Source organism: Jatrophihabitans sp., from assembly GCF_036000465.1.
Classification (GTDB): domain Bacteria; phylum Actinomycetota; class Actinomycetes; order Mycobacteriales; family Jatrophihabitantaceae; genus Jatrophihabitans.
The window spans coordinates 1-18,449 of the sequence record NZ_DASYFV010000007.1; the positions used below are offsets into that span (position 1 = coordinate 1).

The following is an 18,449-nucleotide window of genomic DNA, read 5'->3' on the forward strand; positions in this document are numbered from 1 at the left end:
GCAAACCGGGGCGCGCCACCGTCGGACGGGGCCGGTCAGGAGACCGATGCCGCCGTGGTGCCGGCCTTCCAGGCGTCCTGGTAGACCGTCCCCTGCGTGGAGATTGCGGTGTCGCGGTAGTAGCCGACCTTGAGGTAGGAGTTCAGGCTCGGGTACAGGGTGCCGCCGGGCATGTGCCACCCGGAGATGACCTGCTTGCCGTCGCGCCAGACGTCGACGTAGCCGACGGTCGGGTTCGAGGAGAACTTCACGTGGAAGGTCCAGTGGTTCCACACGTTGGTCGTCGCCGCCCCGACCCACTGGTAGCTCATCTTCGGCGTGCCCGAGGACGTGTTGCCGGGCCAGCCGTACCCGCCGTCGACGCGGAACTGACCGTTCTCGACGGTGAGCTCGAGCGGCGGCGAACCGGTGCCGTCGTTCTTCCACTGATCGATGACCTGCCAGTTCGAGATGTTCACCGGGAAGTCGCTGCCGAGCATCGTCGACCAGCTGAACCACATGTCGTCGCCCTCGGTCATCTCGCGCATCGACGGCACGTTCTCGCACCGCGCGCCACCGGCCGGGATGACGTACTTGCCGGCGTAGTTGCCGTTGTAGGCGACGGACGACACGACGGCCGGGGCCATCGGCAGGTCGTTCCATGACGTCGAGTCGAACTGCGACAGCGTGCCGTTGTCGTAGTTGCCGGTCCAGAGCGGCGCCGGGGCCGGCGTCGACGAGCTGGAACTCGGCGCCGGGCTGGGTGAGGTCGTCGTCGACGACGTGCTCGGCACCGGGGCGGGCGAGCTACTGCTCGTGACACTCGAGCTCGAGGGGAGCGGGGCGGGCGAGCTGCTGCTGGCCACGCTCGAGCTCGACGGAACGGGAGCCGGCGAGCTGCTGCTGGTCGCACTCGAGCTCGAGGGGAGCGGCGCGGGCGACGTCGTGGTCGAGGACGTGCTCGGCACCGGCACCGGCGAGCTGGTCGGGGTCGGGGTGGGCGTGGGCCAGTGCCGCCAGCGGTAGTAGGTCAGGGCCTTGGAGTCGATCCGCGCGGTGTAGCGCATCACCCGCGCGTCGGCCGCGCCACCGAGGGCGAGCACCAGGGAGACGACCACGGCGAGCGTGGAGATCGGGATCAACGCCAACGACACGATTCGTCGGGAGGAATTGGCGTGCTTTGCGTGCATCGGGGGGTCCTTGCGTCGTAGTTCGGGGGGGACGAACTGCCTCGCGAATTGAGACAACGACCCGCGGGCGCAATGGATGCGCTCGCGGAATTCCCCCGCGATTGACGTACGAGAAATCGGTCGACCCCTCGACCGATTACCGAGAAACGGTTATGCCCGTTTTCGATGGGTGAACAACGAATTGCAGAAATGTCACCGGCGCGACATTAGCTGGTGCAATTCACGGGGCGGTACACCGATCAGGTGACCAACGGTGGGCGTGTCATGCGCCGACTCCTTCGAGGTGGGCCCCGCTGCTACGTCTGTCCAGCTGGCCACGGCCCCCAAGGCCAGTCGAACCATACCAGCTTGATTCGACTACTCGAGGATACCCAGACCTAACTGCTTCCGTACAGGCGACTTTTCGGACAAAAGCCACCGATTTCGGGACCATCGTCCCGACCGCCAAACCGCTCAGCGAGATGGCGCCACCAGCGTCGGATCGAGCGCAGCCAGGCTTCGCGCTCCCACGAGCGCCGCGGCGAGTCGAAGATCATCAGCCAGCGCGGCAAACGTCGCTGCGACGCCGTCCTGACCGCCGGCGAGCAGCCCCCAGGCGAACGGCCGGCCGAGCAGCACGCCCCGGGCGCCCATCGCGAGCGCCACCAGGGCGTCGACCCCGGAGCGGATCCCGCCATCGACCAACACCTCAGCGTTACGGTCGGCGAGCGCCGATATCACGTGAGGCAACGCTGCCGCGCTCGGTACGGCACGGTCGAGCTGACGGCCACCGTGGTTGCTGACGATCACGCCGGCCGCGCCGGCATCGACGCACGCCCGCGCGTCGTCGCCGCGCAGCACGCCTTTGACGAGAACCGGCACGCCGCTGATCCCGGCCAGCCAGGAAATGGTGTCAGGCGTTATGGACGGATCCTGTTCCGCGGCGATATCCGGGTCGGCGCCGGGTCGAATATGGCGAGCGATATTGATCATCGAGGCATCGGCCGATAATGCCGCCGGGCGACCCGCGCGCTTTCTGCGTCCCAGGAACGGGGTATCGCCGGTGAGCACCAATGCGGTCGCGCCGGCGGCGAGGGCCCGGCCGACCAGTCCCTCGGTGATGCTCCGGTCGCGGGTCACATAGACCTGGAACCACCACGGCCCACCCACCGCCGCACCGACGTCCTCGAGGGTGTGACTCGACCGCGTGGACAGCACGAACGGTCCGCCGGCGGCCGCGCTCGCCCGCGCCGTGGCGAGCTCGCCGTCGGGATGCAGCAGCTGCTGCGTCGCCATCGGCGCGATCCCGAACGGGGTGGCGTACCGGTGCCCGAGCAGCTCGCACCCGGTGTCGACCGCGGCGACGTCGCGCAGCACGTGCGGCAGCAGCCGGTACCGCTGCCACGCGGACTCGGCCTCGTCGAGGCTGATCTCCTCGCCCGCCCCGCCGGCGTAGTAGTCGAACACCGCCTGGGGCAGGCGGTCCTGCGCCTCGGCGAGCTGGCGGGCGAGCAGGGGGAGCACGCACGAACCCTACTTCCCGCGTCGGGGTCAGCCGGCGGGTCGGTGGCGCGGCAGGTAGCCCAGCCGGCGGCGGGCCAGCCAGACGGCGTTACCCCCGACGAGGAGCAGGGCTGCCGCCAGGGCCAACAGGCCGCCGACCGGAGTGCCGGTGTTGGCCACGACCGTGGTCGTCCCCGTCGTACTCGAGGTGAGCTTGACCGTCGACCCGGTAGTGGTCGGGGCGCCCGGGCGGCCCGCAGTGGTCGCCGGCGTCCGCGGTGTCACGGTGAACGGCCTGGGCCGGGAGACGGACGGCGCGAAGTCGGGCGCGCCGCCGTACTGCACCGTGATCACGCCGGACGGCGCGGCGCCGCCGGCCGGGAAGGACACTCTCGCATGACCGGACGAGTCGAGGGAGCCGGTGCCGACGGCGTGGCCGTGATCGAACACGGTGACGATGCCGGTCGGGGTACCGGTGCTGCTCGTGACGGTGCTGACGACGGTGACCGAGCTGCCGGATGTCGCAGTGGCGGGCATCGAGGTGATCGTCGTGGCGGTGCTCGCCGGCGTGCTGGGGGGCGTGGCGTTGCTGCAGTCCGGCGACGTGAAGACGTTGTTGTCGAGGGTGACGGCACCCATGCGGGCGAGAGCGCGGCCCTTGACGTGGGCGCTGGTCGTCACCGAGATCGACGCCATTGCCATGATCGTGCCCTGGAAGGTGGACGCCGTGCCGAGGGTGGCCGAGCTGCCCACCTGCCAGAAGATGTGGCAGGCCTGGGCTCCGTTGATCGTGGCCACGTGGCTCGCACTGGCGGTGATGAGGGTCTTGGCGATCTGGACGATGAATACCGAGTTCCGGTCGCCCTGCCCGTCGAAGGTGACCGTGCCGCTCAGTGCGAGCGGACCGGACGAGGTGTAGACCCCGTCGATCAGCGTCCGTCCGACGAGGTCGCCCGCCACGGCGGCGGTGCTGGCCCGGCCGGCCGCGTCGTTGTAGCCGATACCGAGATCGGACGCTGCCTGGGCCGCCGGCGCATCCGCCGCATGGGTCGTGCCGGCAGCCAGACCGGGTGGGAAGCCGGTGATCGCGGTGCCCGGACTGACCCCCAGATCACCACTCAGCGTGGTCGGACCGGTGTTGGTGACGGTCGATGCGCCGAGCACCGAGAACGGGGCGGCCGTGCCGAGACCGACGGGCGACGAGGCGGCGCGGGCGGCGGAGGGGACGATCAACGCCACGAGGAGCAGCACGATCGACAGCAGGGACAGCCGTGCGGCCGGCCGGCGCCACCGGGAGGGGCGGGATCGAAACGGGGACGGAAAAGCCGAGGTACGGGACATGCGGTACTGCTTCCCCCTGAAGGAGGGCGTCGGCCGCGCCGCGGAAGCAGGTTCCAGGGGAAACGGTGGTCGGCGAACGGCGTTAGGATGTCATCGTGCCGGCGGCCGAGCGCGGTTCAGACCACCGAGCCAGGTCCGGCGAAATGTTCGCCAGGTGAACGACCGTGTACTCACCGTAACAATAATCTCAGATAAGCGCCATCACATATCGCGCGAACCCGGCCATCTGCCACCTGAGGGCCACGTCAGGCGGCGAACTCGTCCGCGGAGACGTCGACGGACTCCGCCGGCGCGCTCGGCACCGGGCGGCGGCCCGGCATGAGAGCTACCACGACGGCCATGAGCACGGCGACGGTCGCGACGGCGATGAACACGTGGTGCACCGACACGTCCAACCGGGCCGGGTCGGTGTGCGTTGTCGAGGCCGCGGTACCGGCGACGCCGTTGGCGACGGCGCCGAAGATGGCGACGCAGAGGGCGCTGCCGAGCGAGCGGCAGAACAGGTTCGTCCCGGTCACGACGCCACGTTGGGACCAGTCGACGCTCGACTGCGCGGCGATCAGGGTCGGCGCGGCGACGAGTCCCATGCCGAGGCCGATGACGAAGCAGGTGGCGCCCACCTGCACGACGCTCGACGGCCGGCCGAGCAGCAGGAGCAGGGCCGTCCCGCCGACCACGAAGACCGAACCGATCAGCGCGCACGAGCGGACCCCGATGCGTAGGTAGAGCCGCCCGGCCTGCGACGCGGCGATCGGCCACCCCATCGTGAGCGTGGCCAGGGCGAAGCCGGCGACGAGCGGGCCGGTGCCGAGCACGTCCTGCACGAAGGTCGGGATGTAGGAGCTCAGGCCGATGAGGATGCCGCCGACGCCGAAGGAGATGAGGCTGCTGGTCAGCAGCAGCCGGCGCCGGAAGACCCACAGCGGCATCATCGGCTCGGGCGCCTTCGTCTCGACGACGACGAATGCGGCGGTCAGCACCGCGCCGAGCGAAAGCACCGCGATGCTCGTCGGGGACGTCCAGGCCCAGGCCTGCCCGCCCTCGAGCACGCCGAGGATGAGCAGCGTGAGACCGGTGGTCAGCAGGCTCGCGCCCAGGTAGTCGACGCGGGGCTTCTTCTTCTCCACCTTCTCGTGCAGGCGGGCGTTGATCATGCAGGCCGCGACCAGACAGATCGGGATGTTGACGAAGAAGATCCAGCGCCACGACACGTACTCGGAGAAGACGCCGCCGAGGGTCGGACCGACCACCGACGCGATGCCCCACACCCCGGCGAGGTAGCCCTGCACCTTGGCCCGTTCCTCGAGCGTGTACAGGTCGCCGACGATGGTGAGGGCCATCGGTTGGATCGCGCCGGCACCGAGGCCCTGCACGGCCCGGAACCCGATGAGCACCGCCATGTTCCAGGCCAGGCCACACATGACCGAGCCGACGAAGAAGGTGGCGATGCCGAAGAGGATCACCGGCCGCCGGCCGAAGAGATCGGCGAGCTTGCCGTAGACCGGGACGGTGACGGCCTGGGCCAGCAGGTAGATCGAGAAGAGCCACGGGAACTGGGCGAAGCCGCCGATGTCCCTGACCACCGACGGCACCGCGGTGGCGATGATGGTGGCGTCGAGGGCGACGAGCGCGGTCGCCAGCAGCAGCGCGAGCAGGATCGGTCCGCGTTCGGACCGCAGCCCGACGTCGGAACGCGTCACGAGAGCAATGCTCGCGCGAGCGCGCGATACCCGTCCAGCGGGTTGTCGTCCTTCGACGTGATGAGCTGGATCGGCACGTGGTCGGCGCCGGCCTGGAGATGCTCGCGCACCCGCTGCGCGGCGGTATCGGCGTCGCCGTGCCCGACGAGGGCGTCGATCAGCCGGTCGCTGCCCCGGTTCGCGAAGTCGTCGTCCTCGTAGCCGAATCGGCGCAGGTTGTTCAGGTAGTTGCGCAGGCCGAGGTAGGGCTTCGCCACGACCGAGCGGCCGAGTTCCCGCGCCTTCGCGGCGTCGGTCTCGACGACGATCTTCTGCTCCGGGGCGAGCAGCTTGCCCGGGCCGAGCAGCTCGCGCGCCTCGCGGGTGTGCTGCGGCATCGTCAGGTACGGGTGCGCGCCGTCGGTGCGGTCGCGCGCCAGTTTCATGACTTTGGGGCCGAGCGCGGCGAGCACCAGCTCGTCCTGCGGAACGCCCTCGGCGTCGAGGACGTCGAGGTACTCGACGAGGCTGGAGTACGGGCGCGTGTAGTCGCTGGTCGCCTCGGGGTGACCGACGCCGATGCCGAGGATGAAGCGGCCGGGGAAGGCGCCGGTGATGCGGTGGTGCGACGCCGCGACCGTGCGGGCTTCGTCGGACCAGATGTTGACGATGCCGGTGGCGACCGAGATCGATTCGGTCGCGCCCAGCAGTTCGTCGACGATGGAGAGGACGCCGGGCGGCGAGCCGCCGACCCAGATCGCGCTGTAGCCGAGAGCCTCGAGCTCCTGCGCGAGTCGCGGGCTCAGCTTGGAGGCGTGGGCCCAGATGCCGATCGGTCCGAGCTGCGGTCGCACGGCGTCCTCCCCTTCGTCGCTTCGATCAGGCGGAAACCTTCGGGTAGTCGGTGTAACCCTCGGCCCCGCCACCGTAGAACGTGGCCTGGTTCGGCTCGTTGAGCGCAGCGTCCTCACGCCACCGCTCGACGAGGTCGGGGTTGGCCAGCACGAGCCGGCCGACCGCCACCAGGTCGGCGAGGTCCTCGTCCAGGATGGCCTGCGCCGACTCGCGGGTGGTGATCGAGCCGAAGCCGTCGTTACCGATGACCGGGCCGCCGAAACGCTGTCGCAGGTCCTTCGTCAGCTCGGCCCGCGGGTCGGCGAGGTAGGACAGGTAGGCGATCCCCAGCGGGGCGATCGCGTCCACGAGCGCGCGATAGGTCGCGGCGGTGTCGGCGGCGTCGTCCTCGATGGCGCCCTGGATGTTGTGCGACGGCGAGATGCGGATGCCGACGCGCTCGGCGCCGACCGCATCGACAACCGCCTTGACGACCTCGATGGCGAAGCGGGCCCGATTGGCCGGCGTGCCGCCGTAGTTGTCCGTGCGCTGGTTGCTCGACGGGGCGAGGAACTGGTGGATCAGGTAGCCGTTGGCGGCGTGGATCTCGACGCCGTCGATGCCGGCCTCGACGGCCGTGCGGGCGGCGTGGACGAACTCGGCGACGACACCGGCGATCTCGTCGGTCTCCAACGCGCGGGGCGTCGGGAAGTCCTGCTGGCCGGTCGGCGTGATCATCTGGCCCGGCGCGGCGATGGCGCTCGGCGCGACGATCTCCTTGACCGGCTTGTTGTCGGCGTGCGCGATGCGTCCGGCGTGCATGAGCTGGACGAAGATGTGCCCGTGCCCAGCGTGCACGGCGTCGGCGACCTTGGCCCAGCCGGCGCGCTGCTCGTCGGTGTGGATGCCCGGCGTGTTCAGGTAGCCCTGCCCGACCCCGCTGGGCTGCGTGCCCTCGCTGATGATCAGGCCGACACCCTTGCGCTGGCCGTAGTACTCCGCCGCGATGTCCTGCGGCACCTGCCCCTCGCCCGCGCGGTTGCGGGTCAGCGGCGCCATGACCACGCGGTTCGCGAGCGTCATCTTGCCGATCTCGATGGGTTCGAACAGGCTTGCCATGCTCATCACTCCAGATTCGGGGGAACTGTCTTCCTCTGGGAGCAATGCCTGCCCGGTGCCCGCGCCTTCCCCGGTGTGAGAACCCGCACCGCCGCGTTAGATCGACCCGCTTTCGGGTTCGGGGGCGCCGTAGCGGGCGAGGCGGTCGGCGACTTCGGACCAGGTCGCGCCGTCCTGGCTCTGGAACATGCGGGTCACGGCGGCCGTGATCGCCGCGGTGTCCCAGTGATCGACGATCAGCAGGTGCTCGCCGAGGATGATCCCCTCGGACCGGACCCGACGTTCGAGGGCCGGCGGCGTGCACACCTCGACCGTGAACGTGCCCTCCCCCGCGCCCTTGACCGCCGCGATCCGTGCCTGGACGGGGACGCGGAAGTCTCGCTGATCGGGCGGGGCGAAATCGGCGAGGTTCCTGCCGGCCACGGTCAGTGATCGCACCGCCGCCCCGACGCCCGGTGGGATATCCCAGCTGTTGCGGCTCTCGTCGAAGTCCTCGAACTCCCAGCGGCCGAAGCGGTTGAGCCGGGTGCCGAGATCGTCCCAGTCGGCGCCCTCCTCTGACTCGAACCTCTCGAACAGGTAGGCCGCGATAGTCGGGTAGTCCCACTGGTCGACGATCACGAGATGGCGACCGACCAACGGACGATCCTGCTCCCGCAGCCGGCGCTGAGCGGCTCGCGGCGTGATGACCCGGAGGTCGAAGGATTCCTCGCCCTCCGGGTCGTCCGACCCGGCCGCCAACCGCACACCGGCGAGGACCTGTACGAGGAGCTGTGCGTCACGCGGATCGGGCGGTGCGAACTCATCCAGTTCCGCGTCCGGGCTGTGAAGGCTATGCACCCGCGTTCGCACTAGGGCTCCCTTATCGTGACGTGGCCGTTGTGAATCCAGTCGGAGCTTCGATCCGGGCGCCGCTCGAAGTTCGCCTGGACGACGCCCCGCTTCTGCTTCATCATCGGCGGCCGGTACTGCTTCAGTCCATCCTGGCTGATCCACGCATTCCCGCTGCGCGAGAGGTGCGCGTCCTCGCCGACCCAGGCCCGCCCGGCAGCGTCGGCCTCCTCCCGCGTGGCCGACCCGGCATAGAAGAAGCCGTCGCTGCTCCGACACCGTCGCAGAATGTCGGCCATCTTCGCGAACTGTCGGTCGGTGAACGTCGCGCCCTTGGCCAACCCCTCCTCGGCCCGCATCTCGAGGGCGAGTTCCCGCGCCTCGACCATCGTCGGCAGCCTCGGGGCGATGCTGACGCCGGCGTAGGCGAGCCGGGCGCCGAGGAGCCGTTCCATGGTGAGGCTCAGCGCGGCGGCGATCTCCTCGATCGTCGGGATCGTGACGGCGACAGTGCGGGCCGCCGCCACGAACTTCTCGATCAGCGCGCCGATCCGCAGCGCCGCCGCGGCGATGCGGGCGGCCTGGACCGCCTGGGTCGGCACCTCGGCGCCGCCGAGCGTGACCACCGCCGCGAGGCCGCCGATGAACTGGGTCATGCCGCTGTCGCGGATGAGATCGGACAACTCCCGCTCGACCGCCGACCGCACGACGTCGACGTGGTGGGCGAGGGCGTCGCAGGCATCGCCGAGCGAGCGCACCGCCAGCGACAGGTCGCGCAGGTGCACGTGCAGCGCCCGGAACGTCGTGATCGCGTCGTCGACCTCGGGCGCCACCTGCCCCGACACGAGCGACCACGGGTCCAGCAGGCCGTCCGCAGCCGCGAGGATCCCGTCGGCGCAGCGGCTCCACGTCCGCGCTGCGGCGTGCAACCGGTCCTGATGACCGCCGGGCCAGACGTAGCCGATGAGGTGCGAGACGAGGCCCCAGCCGGTCGGGGTGTCGCCGGAGCCACCCGCGGCCGACGGTGGCGCCGGGGCACGAAACGTCCAGCCGGCGTCGTGCAACCACTCGCGCGGAGCGGTGGAGGCGCCACCGGGCATCGAGGCCGCCTCGGCCCGCTCGTGGTTCAGCCCGGTGCGTTCGAGCAGGCCGACCATCCGGTACGCGCCGTTGACGAGGTTCTGGGCCGCGGTCAGCACGACGGGGACGGCCCGGTCGTACTCAGCGGCCCAGGCCAGCCCGCCGGGATCGCCGCCGGCCATGGATCCGCAGCCGGCCAATGCCGAACCAGCAACGTCCAGTGCCGTACCAGCACGACCGACGACGTCGCTCGCGATGCTCTGGGCCGCGACGTAGAACGCGTCGGGCCGCACATCCAGCTTGGTGCTCACGGTTGTCGATCATGCCGCCGGGATCCGGGCCGACCGGCGTTGTCCACAGGGTGGATCCGCCGGATCGGGGTCAGGTCCCGGCGCTGATCGGCACCAGCGGCGCGTCGAGCCGGGCCCGCAACCCGGTCGCGCGGGCGATCGGGCGCCGGATGCTCTCGACGACAGCCTCGGCCGAACCGATCAGGCGCACCTCGCGAGCAGCGCGCGTGATCGCGGTGTAGAAGGTCTGGCGGGTGGCCAGCGGCGAGGCGGCGAGGGGCAACAGCACGGTCGCGAGGTCGAACTGGCTGCCCTGGGAGCGGTGCACGGTCATCGCGTGCAGCGGCCGCACCTCGCCCAGGCGGACGAGCGGCACCCGCAGCGGTCGTCCGGCCCGGCGGAACGCGGCCACCAGCCCGCCGTGGCCGTCGGCCGCCACGACCCCGGAGTCGCCGTTGAACAGGTTCAGCTCGTAGTCGTTCGACGTGACGAGCAGCGGCTGGCCGGCGTAGTGTCCGTCGAGCCGCGGGGCGGCGTCGAGCGAGGGGCCGAGCCAGCGCTCGACCTGATCGCTCCAGTGCCGCACCCCGCGGGGCCCGGCCCGGTGGGCGCAGAGCACCCGGTGCTCGTCCAGCCGGCGCAGCGCGGCGTCCACATCGCCGAGACGCGCCGCCTCGATCACCGCCTGCTCGTGGGCGACCGCGGTCTGCTCGACGGTCGCGAGCGCGGCGCCGGTGATCGGCGCATCGTCGGCGATCTCGAGGAACACCAGGCCGGCCGGCCCGGAGCGCAGCAGCTCCAGCGCCTCCTCGGCCCGACCGGCCCGCACCAGCTCGGCCAGATCGGCGATCGGCCCACCGGCGTCGTAGCGGTGGATCTTGCGCAGCAGGACCACCGACTGGCGCAACTCGGCCCCGCGGCCCGCCGCACGCTCGCCGCAATCGACCGTGGTGGCGGCGGCCAACCGCGTCGCAAAGCCGGGCGTGAGGGGCCCGACGTCGTCGGGGTCGACGAGATCGCCCAGCACGGCGCCGGCCTCGACGGAGGCGAGTTGGTCGGGATCGCCGACCAGCACCAGCCGCGTCGCCGGGGCGAGGGCCTCGACGAGCCGGGCCATCATCGTCAGCGGCACCATCGAGCTCTCGTCGACGATCACGACGTCGAAGGGCAGGTGGTTGTCGCGGTCGTGCCGGAACCGGCTCGCCGCCCCCGGGCGCCAGCCCAGCAGCCGGTGCAGCGTCGACGCCGAGATCGCGGCCAGCGCGGCGCGGTCGGCCGCGGTGAGCCGCCCCTCGGCCGAGTGGACGGCCTCCTCGAGGCGGGCAGCCGCCTTGCCGGTGGGCGCGGCGAGCGCGATGCGCAGGTCGGGGCCGAGGCGGCGACGCAGCACGGTGATCAGCTGGGCGACGGTGGTCGTCTTGCCGGTGCCCGGGCCCCCGGCGATCACCGACACCCGCGACAGCGCGGCCACGGCCACGGCCAGCCGCTGGTCGGGCGCGGCGTCGGGGTCGCCGTCGGGCGGGAAGAGTGCGTCGAGATCGGCCCGCACCGCGACGGGATCGGGCTCGTCGGGGCGGGTGGCGCTGCGGGTCAGCAGGTCGTCGGCGACCTGCACCTCCTGGCGCCAGTAGCGGTCGAGCCACAGCCGCGAGCCCACCATCTGCAGGGGCGGCCCGCCCGCTGCGCCGGTGACGAGCGGGCTCGCCGCGCACGCCTCGATCCACGTCGCGGTGTCCGGCCACGGCAGCTCGACGGGCGCGGCCGTCTCGTCCATCTCGTCGGCGTCGGGGGTGATCGTCGCGGCGGCATCGGCGAGATCGCAGACGACCGACCCCTGCCGCGTGCCGCGCACGGTCAGCGCTACCGCCAGCAGCACCGGCTCGGCCGTCTCACCGGTCAGCGCGCCGAGGCGCTGCGCGACGTGGACGTCGGCCGGCGCCAGCACGCCCGCTGCGTCGAAGGCGGCGAGCAGGCCGATGGCCCGGGCGGCGTGCAGGTTCATGCCCCCACCCCCACGGCCAGCGCGTCGGACAGCGCCACGACGAGCGCGGCCGGCGGTCGCCACGCGAACACGCCGGGGATCGTGCCGTCGGCCGCGACGACACCGGGACCGCACATGCCGCGCAGGAACAGGTAGAGCACGCCACCGAGATGGGCTTCGGGGTCGTAGCCGGGCTGCCGCCAGCGCAGGAAGCGGTGCAGCGCCACGCTGTAGAGCAGCGCCTGCAGCGGGTAGTGCGCGTGCAGCATCGCCTCGGCCATCGCGTCGGCGCGGTAGTCCCACGCGGTGAGCGGCACGCCGATGGCGCCGAGCCGGTTGGTCTTGTAGTCGACGACGACGTAGCGGCCGTCGAGGCGCAGCACGGCGTCGATACTGCCGCCGAGGTAGCCCCGCAGCGCCGCCTCGCCGACGAGCGGATCCTCGAGCAGATCGGCGTAGCCGGCGAGCGGGTCGCCGGCGGGCAGGTGGGCCCGCAGCAACCCGGCCAGCTCGCGCAGCGACGTCTCACCGTTCGGACGGTCACCGCCGCGCAACGGCAGTTCGAAGTCGAGCTCGACGAGCCGGTCGCGCCGGGCGATGTCGGTGAGCGCGCGATCGCCGGCGAGCGGTCCGAGCGGTGTCCGCAAGGACGGCAGCAACGCGTCGGCGACGTCGGCACTCGCCGGACCCGGCGAGCCGAAGCGGACCGACTGGGCGTGGGCCTGCGCCCGCACCGCGGCCTCGAGGTCGGCGGTCGTCGGGTCGAGGTTCTCGAGCACGGCGTGCACCAGCGTGCCGAACGACGTGCCGCCGGGAAGGTCGGCCATCGGCGAGGCGATCTCGCGCAGGGCGGCGTCACCGGACGTCTCCGCCGTCGGCGTCTCGGGCTCGTCGTCCTTCTCCGCGACCTCGGGCTCGCTGCCGAAGCCGGGTGACACGTCGTGCGCCCCCTGCGTCAGCGCGCTGTACGACGTCCGCCGCCACGTCGAGTCGACCGGGCGAAGCAGCTGCGCGACGGTCAGCCGATCGGTCGAGGCCGCCGGCCCCCGCCACCGCACGAGCGGGCGCGCCCCGACCGCGGTGACCGACAGGCAGCCGTCGACGGCCCGCGCCGACAGGCGGGTCAGTGCGTCGTTCTCACGCGGCACGACCAGCATCTCGGGTACCTCGACGCCCGGCTCGGCGGCGAACATCAGCCGGTGCAGCGGCGCGTTCTTGGTGTTCTTGGAGCTCGGCGCCCACCATGCGGTGACCTGTGCCTGCGCGCGCGTCATCGCGACGTACAGCAGCCGGAGGTCCTCGCCGAACTCCTCGCTGTCGTGGCGGTGCTGGTCGTCGAGGAAGCCCGGCCCGGGCCCGCCGACGTTGCGCACGCGGCGTCCGCCGGCGTCGTGGAACAGCGGGATGTCGACGTCGCGCACCCAGCGGTCCCACCCGAACGGGACGAGCACGACCGGGAACTCGAGCCCCTTGCTGGCGTGCACGGTGACGACCTGCACGGCCGCGGCGTCGGAGTCGAGCCGGCGGCTGCGCTCGACGCTGGAGTCGCGGTCGGACTCGTCGACCCGGCGGCGCAACCACTCGAGACTCGCGGTGAGCCCGAGCTGGCCGGCCATCGCCGCGGCGTGCAGCGCCTCGCCCACGTGGCGCAGATCGGTCAGCCGGCGCTCGCCGTCGACCTGGCCCAGCAGCCGCGACGGCAGCCGCTCGTCGCGGCTGACCGCCTCGAGCAGCGCGGCGATCCCCCGCTCGTCGAGGACCCGCAGCCACCCGCGCAGCCGCAGCCCGAGCTCGTCGAGGTCGTTCTCCTCGAGGGCGGCGGCGTCCCAACCCACGAAGGACGTGATCGCGAGGCGACGCACCCGACCGCCGCGATGTGGCTGTTCGAGCGCCTCGAGCAGCACCACCCAGTCGGCGCCGGCCGCGGTGCGGAACACGCTCGACGTGGTCCGCTGCACCGACGGCACGCCGGCGGCCAGCAGCGCCGCGTGCACCTGGTCGAGCTGCGCGCCGGTGCGGACGACGACCGCGATGTCGGCCGGACGCACCGCCCGCGCCGGTCCGTTGCCGCGCGGCGTGAGCCGGCGGCCCGACGAGAGCAGGTCGACGATCTCGGCGACGACGTCGGCGGTGACCAGCTCGCGGGCCTCGGCCACGGCGATGCTCGGCGCGGCCGGCACGACCCGCACCTGCACCGGGGCCGCGTCACCGGTGAGCGAGCGGCCGGGGTGACCGGCCCTCACCGGCTGCACGACGATGCGCGGATCGCCCAGCGCGGCGCCGCGGAACATCGCGTCGAGACCCTGCAGCAGCTCCGGGTCGCTGCGCCAGTTGCGGGCCAGCGTGGCGTGATGATCGGCGAGCTCGGCCGCGGCCAGGTAGGCGTGGACGTCGGCACCGCGGAAGGCGTAGATCGCCTGCTTCGGGTCGCCGATGAGAACCAGCGTCGTGTGGCCGTGAAACGCGAGACGCAGGATGTCCCACTGCACCGGGTCGGTGTCCTGGAACTCGTCCACCAGCACGACCCGGTAGCGCGAGCGCAGCCGGTCGGCAGCCGGGGCGCCCGACCGCTCGTCGGCCAGCGTGGCCTGCAGGCGGGTGAGCAGGTCGTCGAAGCTCAGCAGGTAGCGCTCGCGTTTGCGGGTCTCGACGTCGTCGCGCACCTTGAGGGCGAACCGCCGCCGGATGTCGGGGACGCCGTTGGGTTCGGGCACCTCGGGCACGAGCAACGCCTGTCCGTCGCGGACCACCGTGTGGGCGAGCTCGACGGCCTCGGCGTAGCTCATCGGCGCCACGCCCGCGGCCTCGCGGCTCCACATGCGCAGGTAGAGGTCCTGCACGACCTCGACGGTGAGATCGTCGAGGTTCTCGACCAGCACGGCGGTGGCGTCGACGTCGCCGGCCGTGCCGAGGCCGACGAGCACCTGCTGGCAGAACTGGTGCGTGGTCGCAACCGTCGCCGAGTCGAACGACCCCAGCGCCTGGACGAGGCGGGTGCGCCGCGCGGCCACCTCGGGGTCGCTGCCGGTGGCGAGCCGGACGAGCAGCGGGTCGTCCGTCGTCGCCCGCGCCGCGGCCGGATCGGTCAGACCGTCGCGGGCCCGCACCAGCCGCTCGCGCACGCGGTCGCGCAACTCCTGGGTGGCCGCCCGGCCGAACGTGACGACGAGCAGCTCGTCGAGTCGCGCGTACCCCTCGGCCACGTACCGCGTCACCAACCCGGCGATGGTGAAGGTCTTGCCCGTCCCCGCGCTCGCCTCGAGCACCGTGGTCCCCACGGGCAGCGGGCCGAGCAGGTCGAACTCGTTCACGCCGGCACCTCGGTCTCGAAGACGGGGGTCCAGAGCCGGCAGGCGAGCACGCCGAAACGCGTCGTCTCGTCGCGCCACTGCTCCCCCGGCTCGGGCGCCGCCGCCGTGAGCGCGTCGAGCGGGACGACCCCGCCGTGGACCAGCTTGTGCGCGGCATCGGACCGCTCGCCCGGGAACTTGCCGTCGTTCCAGCGCCACTCCGCCCGCTGCAGGGCGCGATCGACGTCGCGGCGGCGGAACCGCTCGTCGGCGTAGGTCTCCGAGGTCTTGATCGCCATCGGCAGCGGCGCCCGCAACCCGGCGTCGCGGAGCGCGACGAGCTCGGCCAGCAGCCCGCGCGCGTCCTCGGGGGCAACGCCGCGAAGCCGGCTGCCCCCGGCGCCGTCGCGCACGCGGCCGATGCTGAGCGACTGGAAGCCGATGTCGCCGCTCGAGGCCACGAGCGCGAGGTACCTGACCCAGGCCTCGAGGCGCTGCTTCGCGCCGAAGCTCGAGTAGGTCAGGGCCAGCAGCGTCGTTCCGCGCAGGCCACCGACCGTGCCCTCGAGCCGGCGACCGCCGTCGAGCGCGATCGAGACATCGAACGTACGAGGCGGTATGGCGCGTTCTCGTTCACACGCGGCCAGCAACGCGTCGACCGTCGCCCCGACGCCGGCGAGCAGGCGCCGACCCAGCTGCCCCGGCGGCAGCTCGCCGCGCCGGTGCTCGATCGCGGCGCAGGTCTCGGTCGAATGCCCGGCCAACCGGTTGCGCAGCACGCGATCGCCGACGGCCCAGAGTTCGAGATTGTCGAGGTCGACCGCGAGCGCATCGGACGGATCCCCGTCGTCGTCCCATGTACTGATGTCGAGCCGCTGCTTGAGGAAGCCGCGGGCGGGATGCTGCAGGAACCGCACGAGCTGGTCGAGATCGACCGCGCTCTCCGCCGGACGCCCGGGCAGCGCCCGGCCGATCAGCGCCGGCACCGGGTGCCGCTCACCGATCGCGGCGCGGGCCCCGGCCAGGGCACCCGGGTCGAACGAGAACGGGCGCTCGGCGCCGAGCGCGCCGGCGGTGAAGTTGCGGGCATCGAAGGGCTGCAGCGGGTGATGGACGACGACGTGCTCACGGCCGGAACCCGTGGCCGTGCGGGCCGAGGCGTCGACCGCGTCGAGCAGCTCCCCCAGCGGCACGCAGGGCGGGACGTCGACGCCGGTGCGCGGGTCGGCACCGGTGTAGGTGATGACCAGCTGCTCCTGCGCGGCGCAGACGGCGTCGAGGAACAGCTGCCGGTCCTCGCTGCGGACGTCGCGCTCGCCGGTGCGCGGATCGCGGGCGAGCACGTCGTCACCGTCGACGACGCCGTGCCGCGGGAACGCGCCGTCGTCCATGCCCAGCAGCCCCACGACGCGGTGCGGCACCGAACGCATCGGGACGAGCGTGCAGACGGTGAGGGTGCCCGTGCGGAAGCTGGCCCGGGTCGGACGGCCGGCGAGGCGCCCGGCCAGCAGCGCCGTGACGTCGGCGCGGGTGAGCCGGATGTCGGTGCCGCCGGCCGACTCGGCGACGTCGCCCAGTTCGCTCGCGAGCTGCGCCGCCTGCCAGGCGTGCTCGGGCTCGCCCAGGCCGAGCACGAGGTCGACGAGCAGCTCCATCCACCCGGGTACGGTCCGCGTCTGTTCGAGGGCGCGCACCGCGGCGTCGACCCGATCGAGGAGCTCGGCGAAGCGGCCGGCGAGATCGATGTCACCGCTGTCGACGTCGTCGAGCGGCAGGACATCACCGATCCACCGGTCGCCCTCCTCCATGGCCGCGCCGAGCAGCAGCCGGTCGATGGCCACCCGCCAGGTGCCTTGCATGACCCCGCCGAGCCCGTACGGGTCGCGGTGCGCGGCGTCGAGCCCCCAGCGCGCGTTGGCGGCCGTCGTCCAGTCGCGCAACTGCTCGACGTCGTCGTCGGTGAACCCGAACCGGCGGCGCACCGCGGCGAGGCCGGCGAGATCGAGCACCTGGGTGGCGGTGACGCGATACGCGCCCAGCTCGAGCAGCTGGCTCAACAGCCCGAGCAGGGGATTGGTCTGGCGCAGCGACCGGTCGGCCAGCCGCACGCGCAGCTGGCCGGCCGGGTGGCTGCCACCCTCGTCGCCGAGCCCGAACGCGGCCGCGACGAGCGGGGCGAACGCCTCGATGTCGGGGCACATGATCAGGATGTCGCGCGGCTCGAGGGTCGGGTCGGCCGCGAGGAGGCCGAGCACGGCCTCCCGCATGACCTCGACCTGCCGGGCCGGGCCGTGACACGCGTGCACGCTCAGGCTGCGGTCACCCGCATCGACGAGCGCCGGCGCGGCCGGCGCGCGGTCGTCGGCGAGATCGCCCTGCAGGCGGCCGAGCACGGTGTCGGGCCGCGTCGCGATCGGGTGGTGCTGGTCGGCCGGGGTGGACGGGAGCAGCTGCTGTAGCTCGCGGATGTCGCGCGACAGCGAGGCGAGCAGCGGGTTCGCGACGAGCAGCGCGCCGGCGTCGTCCTGCCGCCGCCCCGGGCCGGCGGCGGCGCCCTTCACCGCGGTCCACAGCGCCGGCGACGGGTGGTGCAGCCACAGGTGCAGATCGCGCCCGTCGGCCAGCGCGTCGAGCACGGCGACGCGGGCGGGCGAGACCCGGGTGGCGCCGAAGACCGAGAACCGGTCGGGCAGATCGACGCGCGCCGGCGCGGCCCGCAGCGCGGCGCAGGCGTCGTCGAGCAGCTCGGCCGGGGAGGGCCCGAGTTCCGCGCGGAGCGCCCGCCACAGCTCGGCCTGCCAGACGAGGTCGGCCGGCAGCCCGTCGGTGCGGCCGTCGCGCCACCCCCGCAACAGCTCCGGCCGGGACCGGCCGTAGGAGTCGAAGTGCCGGGCCAGCTTCGCCGCCACCGCGAACCGCCGCCCCTTGTCGTGGCCGGACGCGTCGAGCCCGAGGTGCACCGCGAGCACCGTGGCCCACGACTCGCGGCGCGCGACGTCGTCGATGATCTGCACGAGCGGCCACACCGCGCGCTCGGCCGACCAGGCCTCGACGCTCGCGGCGTATTCCGCGTGCGCCGCGGCGGCGGCGTCGTCGAGCACCTGGGTCGAGGACGGGAACAGCACGTTGGCGCAGACGCCGTCGCCGGCGCGGGCGCCGAGCACGTGGCTGAGCTGCTGGGCCAACCAGCGCTCGACACCGCGGCTCGGAACGGCCACGACCTCGGGCGCGAACGGATCACCGGTGGGCCGGGCCAGCACCTCCCCGAGGGCGGCGACGAGCGGGTCGGCCCGCTCGGAGCGATGGATCAGCAGCACCGCCGCACCCCATCGCTTCTCACGCCGTTGATCGTA

At 72.6% G+C, this 18,449-nt stretch carries 12 protein-coding genes; 1 reads left to right on the forward strand and 11 read right to left on the reverse strand.

Going from position 1 to position 18,449, the window contains the following annotated elements; all coding sequences use genetic code 11:
- Positions 1 to 35 precede the first annotated feature (35 nt).
- A complete protein-coding gene (locus VGN18_RS02430; RefSeq protein ID WP_327538038.1) occupies positions 36 to 773 on the reverse strand; it encodes a heparin lyase I family protein in 738 nt (245 codons plus the stop codon).
- On the opposite strand from VGN18_RS02430, the gene VGN18_RS02435 reads away from it, so the two are divergent.
- Positions 682 to 1,005 (forward strand): hypothetical protein, encoded by a 324-nt coding sequence (locus tag VGN18_RS02435; RefSeq protein WP_327538069.1) that lies wholly within the window; start codon positions 682 to 684, stop codon positions 1,003 to 1,005. The two genes, VGN18_RS02430 and VGN18_RS02435, sit on opposite strands and share 92 nt — an antisense overlap.
- A gap of 617 nt (positions 1,006 to 1,622) precedes the next feature.
- On the opposite strand, the gene VGN18_RS02440 is transcribed toward VGN18_RS02435, so the two are convergent.
- The 10 genes from VGN18_RS02440 to recC all read right to left on the reverse strand — a co-directional run bounded on the left by VGN18_RS02440 (position 1,623) and on the right by recC (position 18,413).
- Complete coding sequence (locus VGN18_RS02440; RefSeq protein ID WP_327538039.1) at positions 1,623 to 2,672, reverse strand: alpha-hydroxy acid oxidase; 1,050 nt, start codon at positions 2,670 to 2,672, stop codon at positions 1,623 to 1,625.
- Between the two features lie 27 nt (positions 2,673 to 2,699).
- Complete coding sequence (locus tag VGN18_RS02445) at positions 2,700 to 3,902, reverse strand: ice-binding family protein (protein WP_327538040.1); 1,203 nt, start codon at positions 3,900 to 3,902, stop codon at positions 2,700 to 2,702.
- 335 nt (positions 3,903 to 4,237) lie between these two features.
- On the reverse strand, positions 4,238 to 5,701 hold the full coding sequence (locus VGN18_RS02450) for an MDR family MFS transporter (RefSeq protein WP_349259812.1): 1,464 nt from the start codon (positions 5,699 to 5,701) through the stop codon (positions 4,238 to 4,240).
- Positions 5,689 to 6,525: an LLM class F420-dependent oxidoreductase gene (locus VGN18_RS02455; RefSeq protein ID WP_327538042.1), complete on the reverse strand. Its 837-nt coding sequence runs from the start codon at positions 6,523 to 6,525 to the stop codon at positions 5,689 to 5,691. Before VGN18_RS02455 ends, VGN18_RS02450 begins: the two co-directional genes overlap by 13 nt.
- A 25-nt stretch (positions 6,526 to 6,550) precedes the next feature.
- Complete coding sequence (locus VGN18_RS02460) at positions 6,551 to 7,624, reverse strand: alkene reductase (RefSeq protein WP_327538043.1); 1,074 nt, start codon at positions 7,622 to 7,624, stop codon at positions 6,551 to 6,553.
- 96 nt (positions 7,625 to 7,720) lie between these two features.
- Positions 7,721 to 8,476, reverse strand: coding sequence for an Imm8 family immunity protein (locus tag VGN18_RS02465; protein WP_327538044.1), 756 nt, complete (start codon positions 8,474 to 8,476; stop codon positions 7,721 to 7,723).
- Positions 8,476 to 9,846, reverse strand: a complete 1,371-nt coding sequence (locus VGN18_RS02470; RefSeq protein WP_327538045.1) for a hypothetical protein — start codon at positions 9,844 to 9,846, stop codon at positions 8,476 to 8,478. Before VGN18_RS02470 ends, VGN18_RS02465 begins: the two co-directional genes overlap by 1 nt.
- 70 nt (positions 9,847 to 9,916) lie before the next feature.
- Positions 9,917 to 11,827 (reverse strand): exodeoxyribonuclease V subunit alpha, encoded by a 1,911-nt coding sequence (recD, locus tag VGN18_RS02475; RefSeq protein WP_327538046.1) that lies wholly within the window; start codon positions 11,825 to 11,827, stop codon positions 9,917 to 9,919.
- A complete protein-coding gene (locus VGN18_RS02480; protein ID WP_327538047.1) occupies positions 11,824 to 15,117 on the reverse strand; it encodes a UvrD-helicase domain-containing protein in 3,294 nt (1,097 codons plus the stop codon). Before VGN18_RS02480 ends, recD begins: the two co-directional genes overlap by 4 nt.
- Positions 15,114 to 18,413, reverse strand: a complete 3,300-nt coding sequence (recC, locus tag VGN18_RS02485; protein WP_327538048.1) for an exodeoxyribonuclease V subunit gamma — start codon at positions 18,411 to 18,413, stop codon at positions 15,114 to 15,116. The genes VGN18_RS02480 and recC overlap by 4 nt, the downstream gene beginning before the upstream one ends.
- Positions 18,414 to 18,449 lie beyond the last annotated feature (36 nt).

Excerpts from the sequence above, each read along its gene's own strand:
- VGN18_RS02460 (WP_327538043.1), bottom strand. The coding sequence starts at position 7,624 with ATGGCAAGCCTGTTCGAACCCATCGAGATCGGCAAGATGACGCTCGCG.
- recD (WP_327538046.1), bottom strand. The coding sequence starts at position 11,827 with ATGAACCTGCACGCCGCCCGGGCCATCGGCCTGCTCGCCGCCTTCGAC.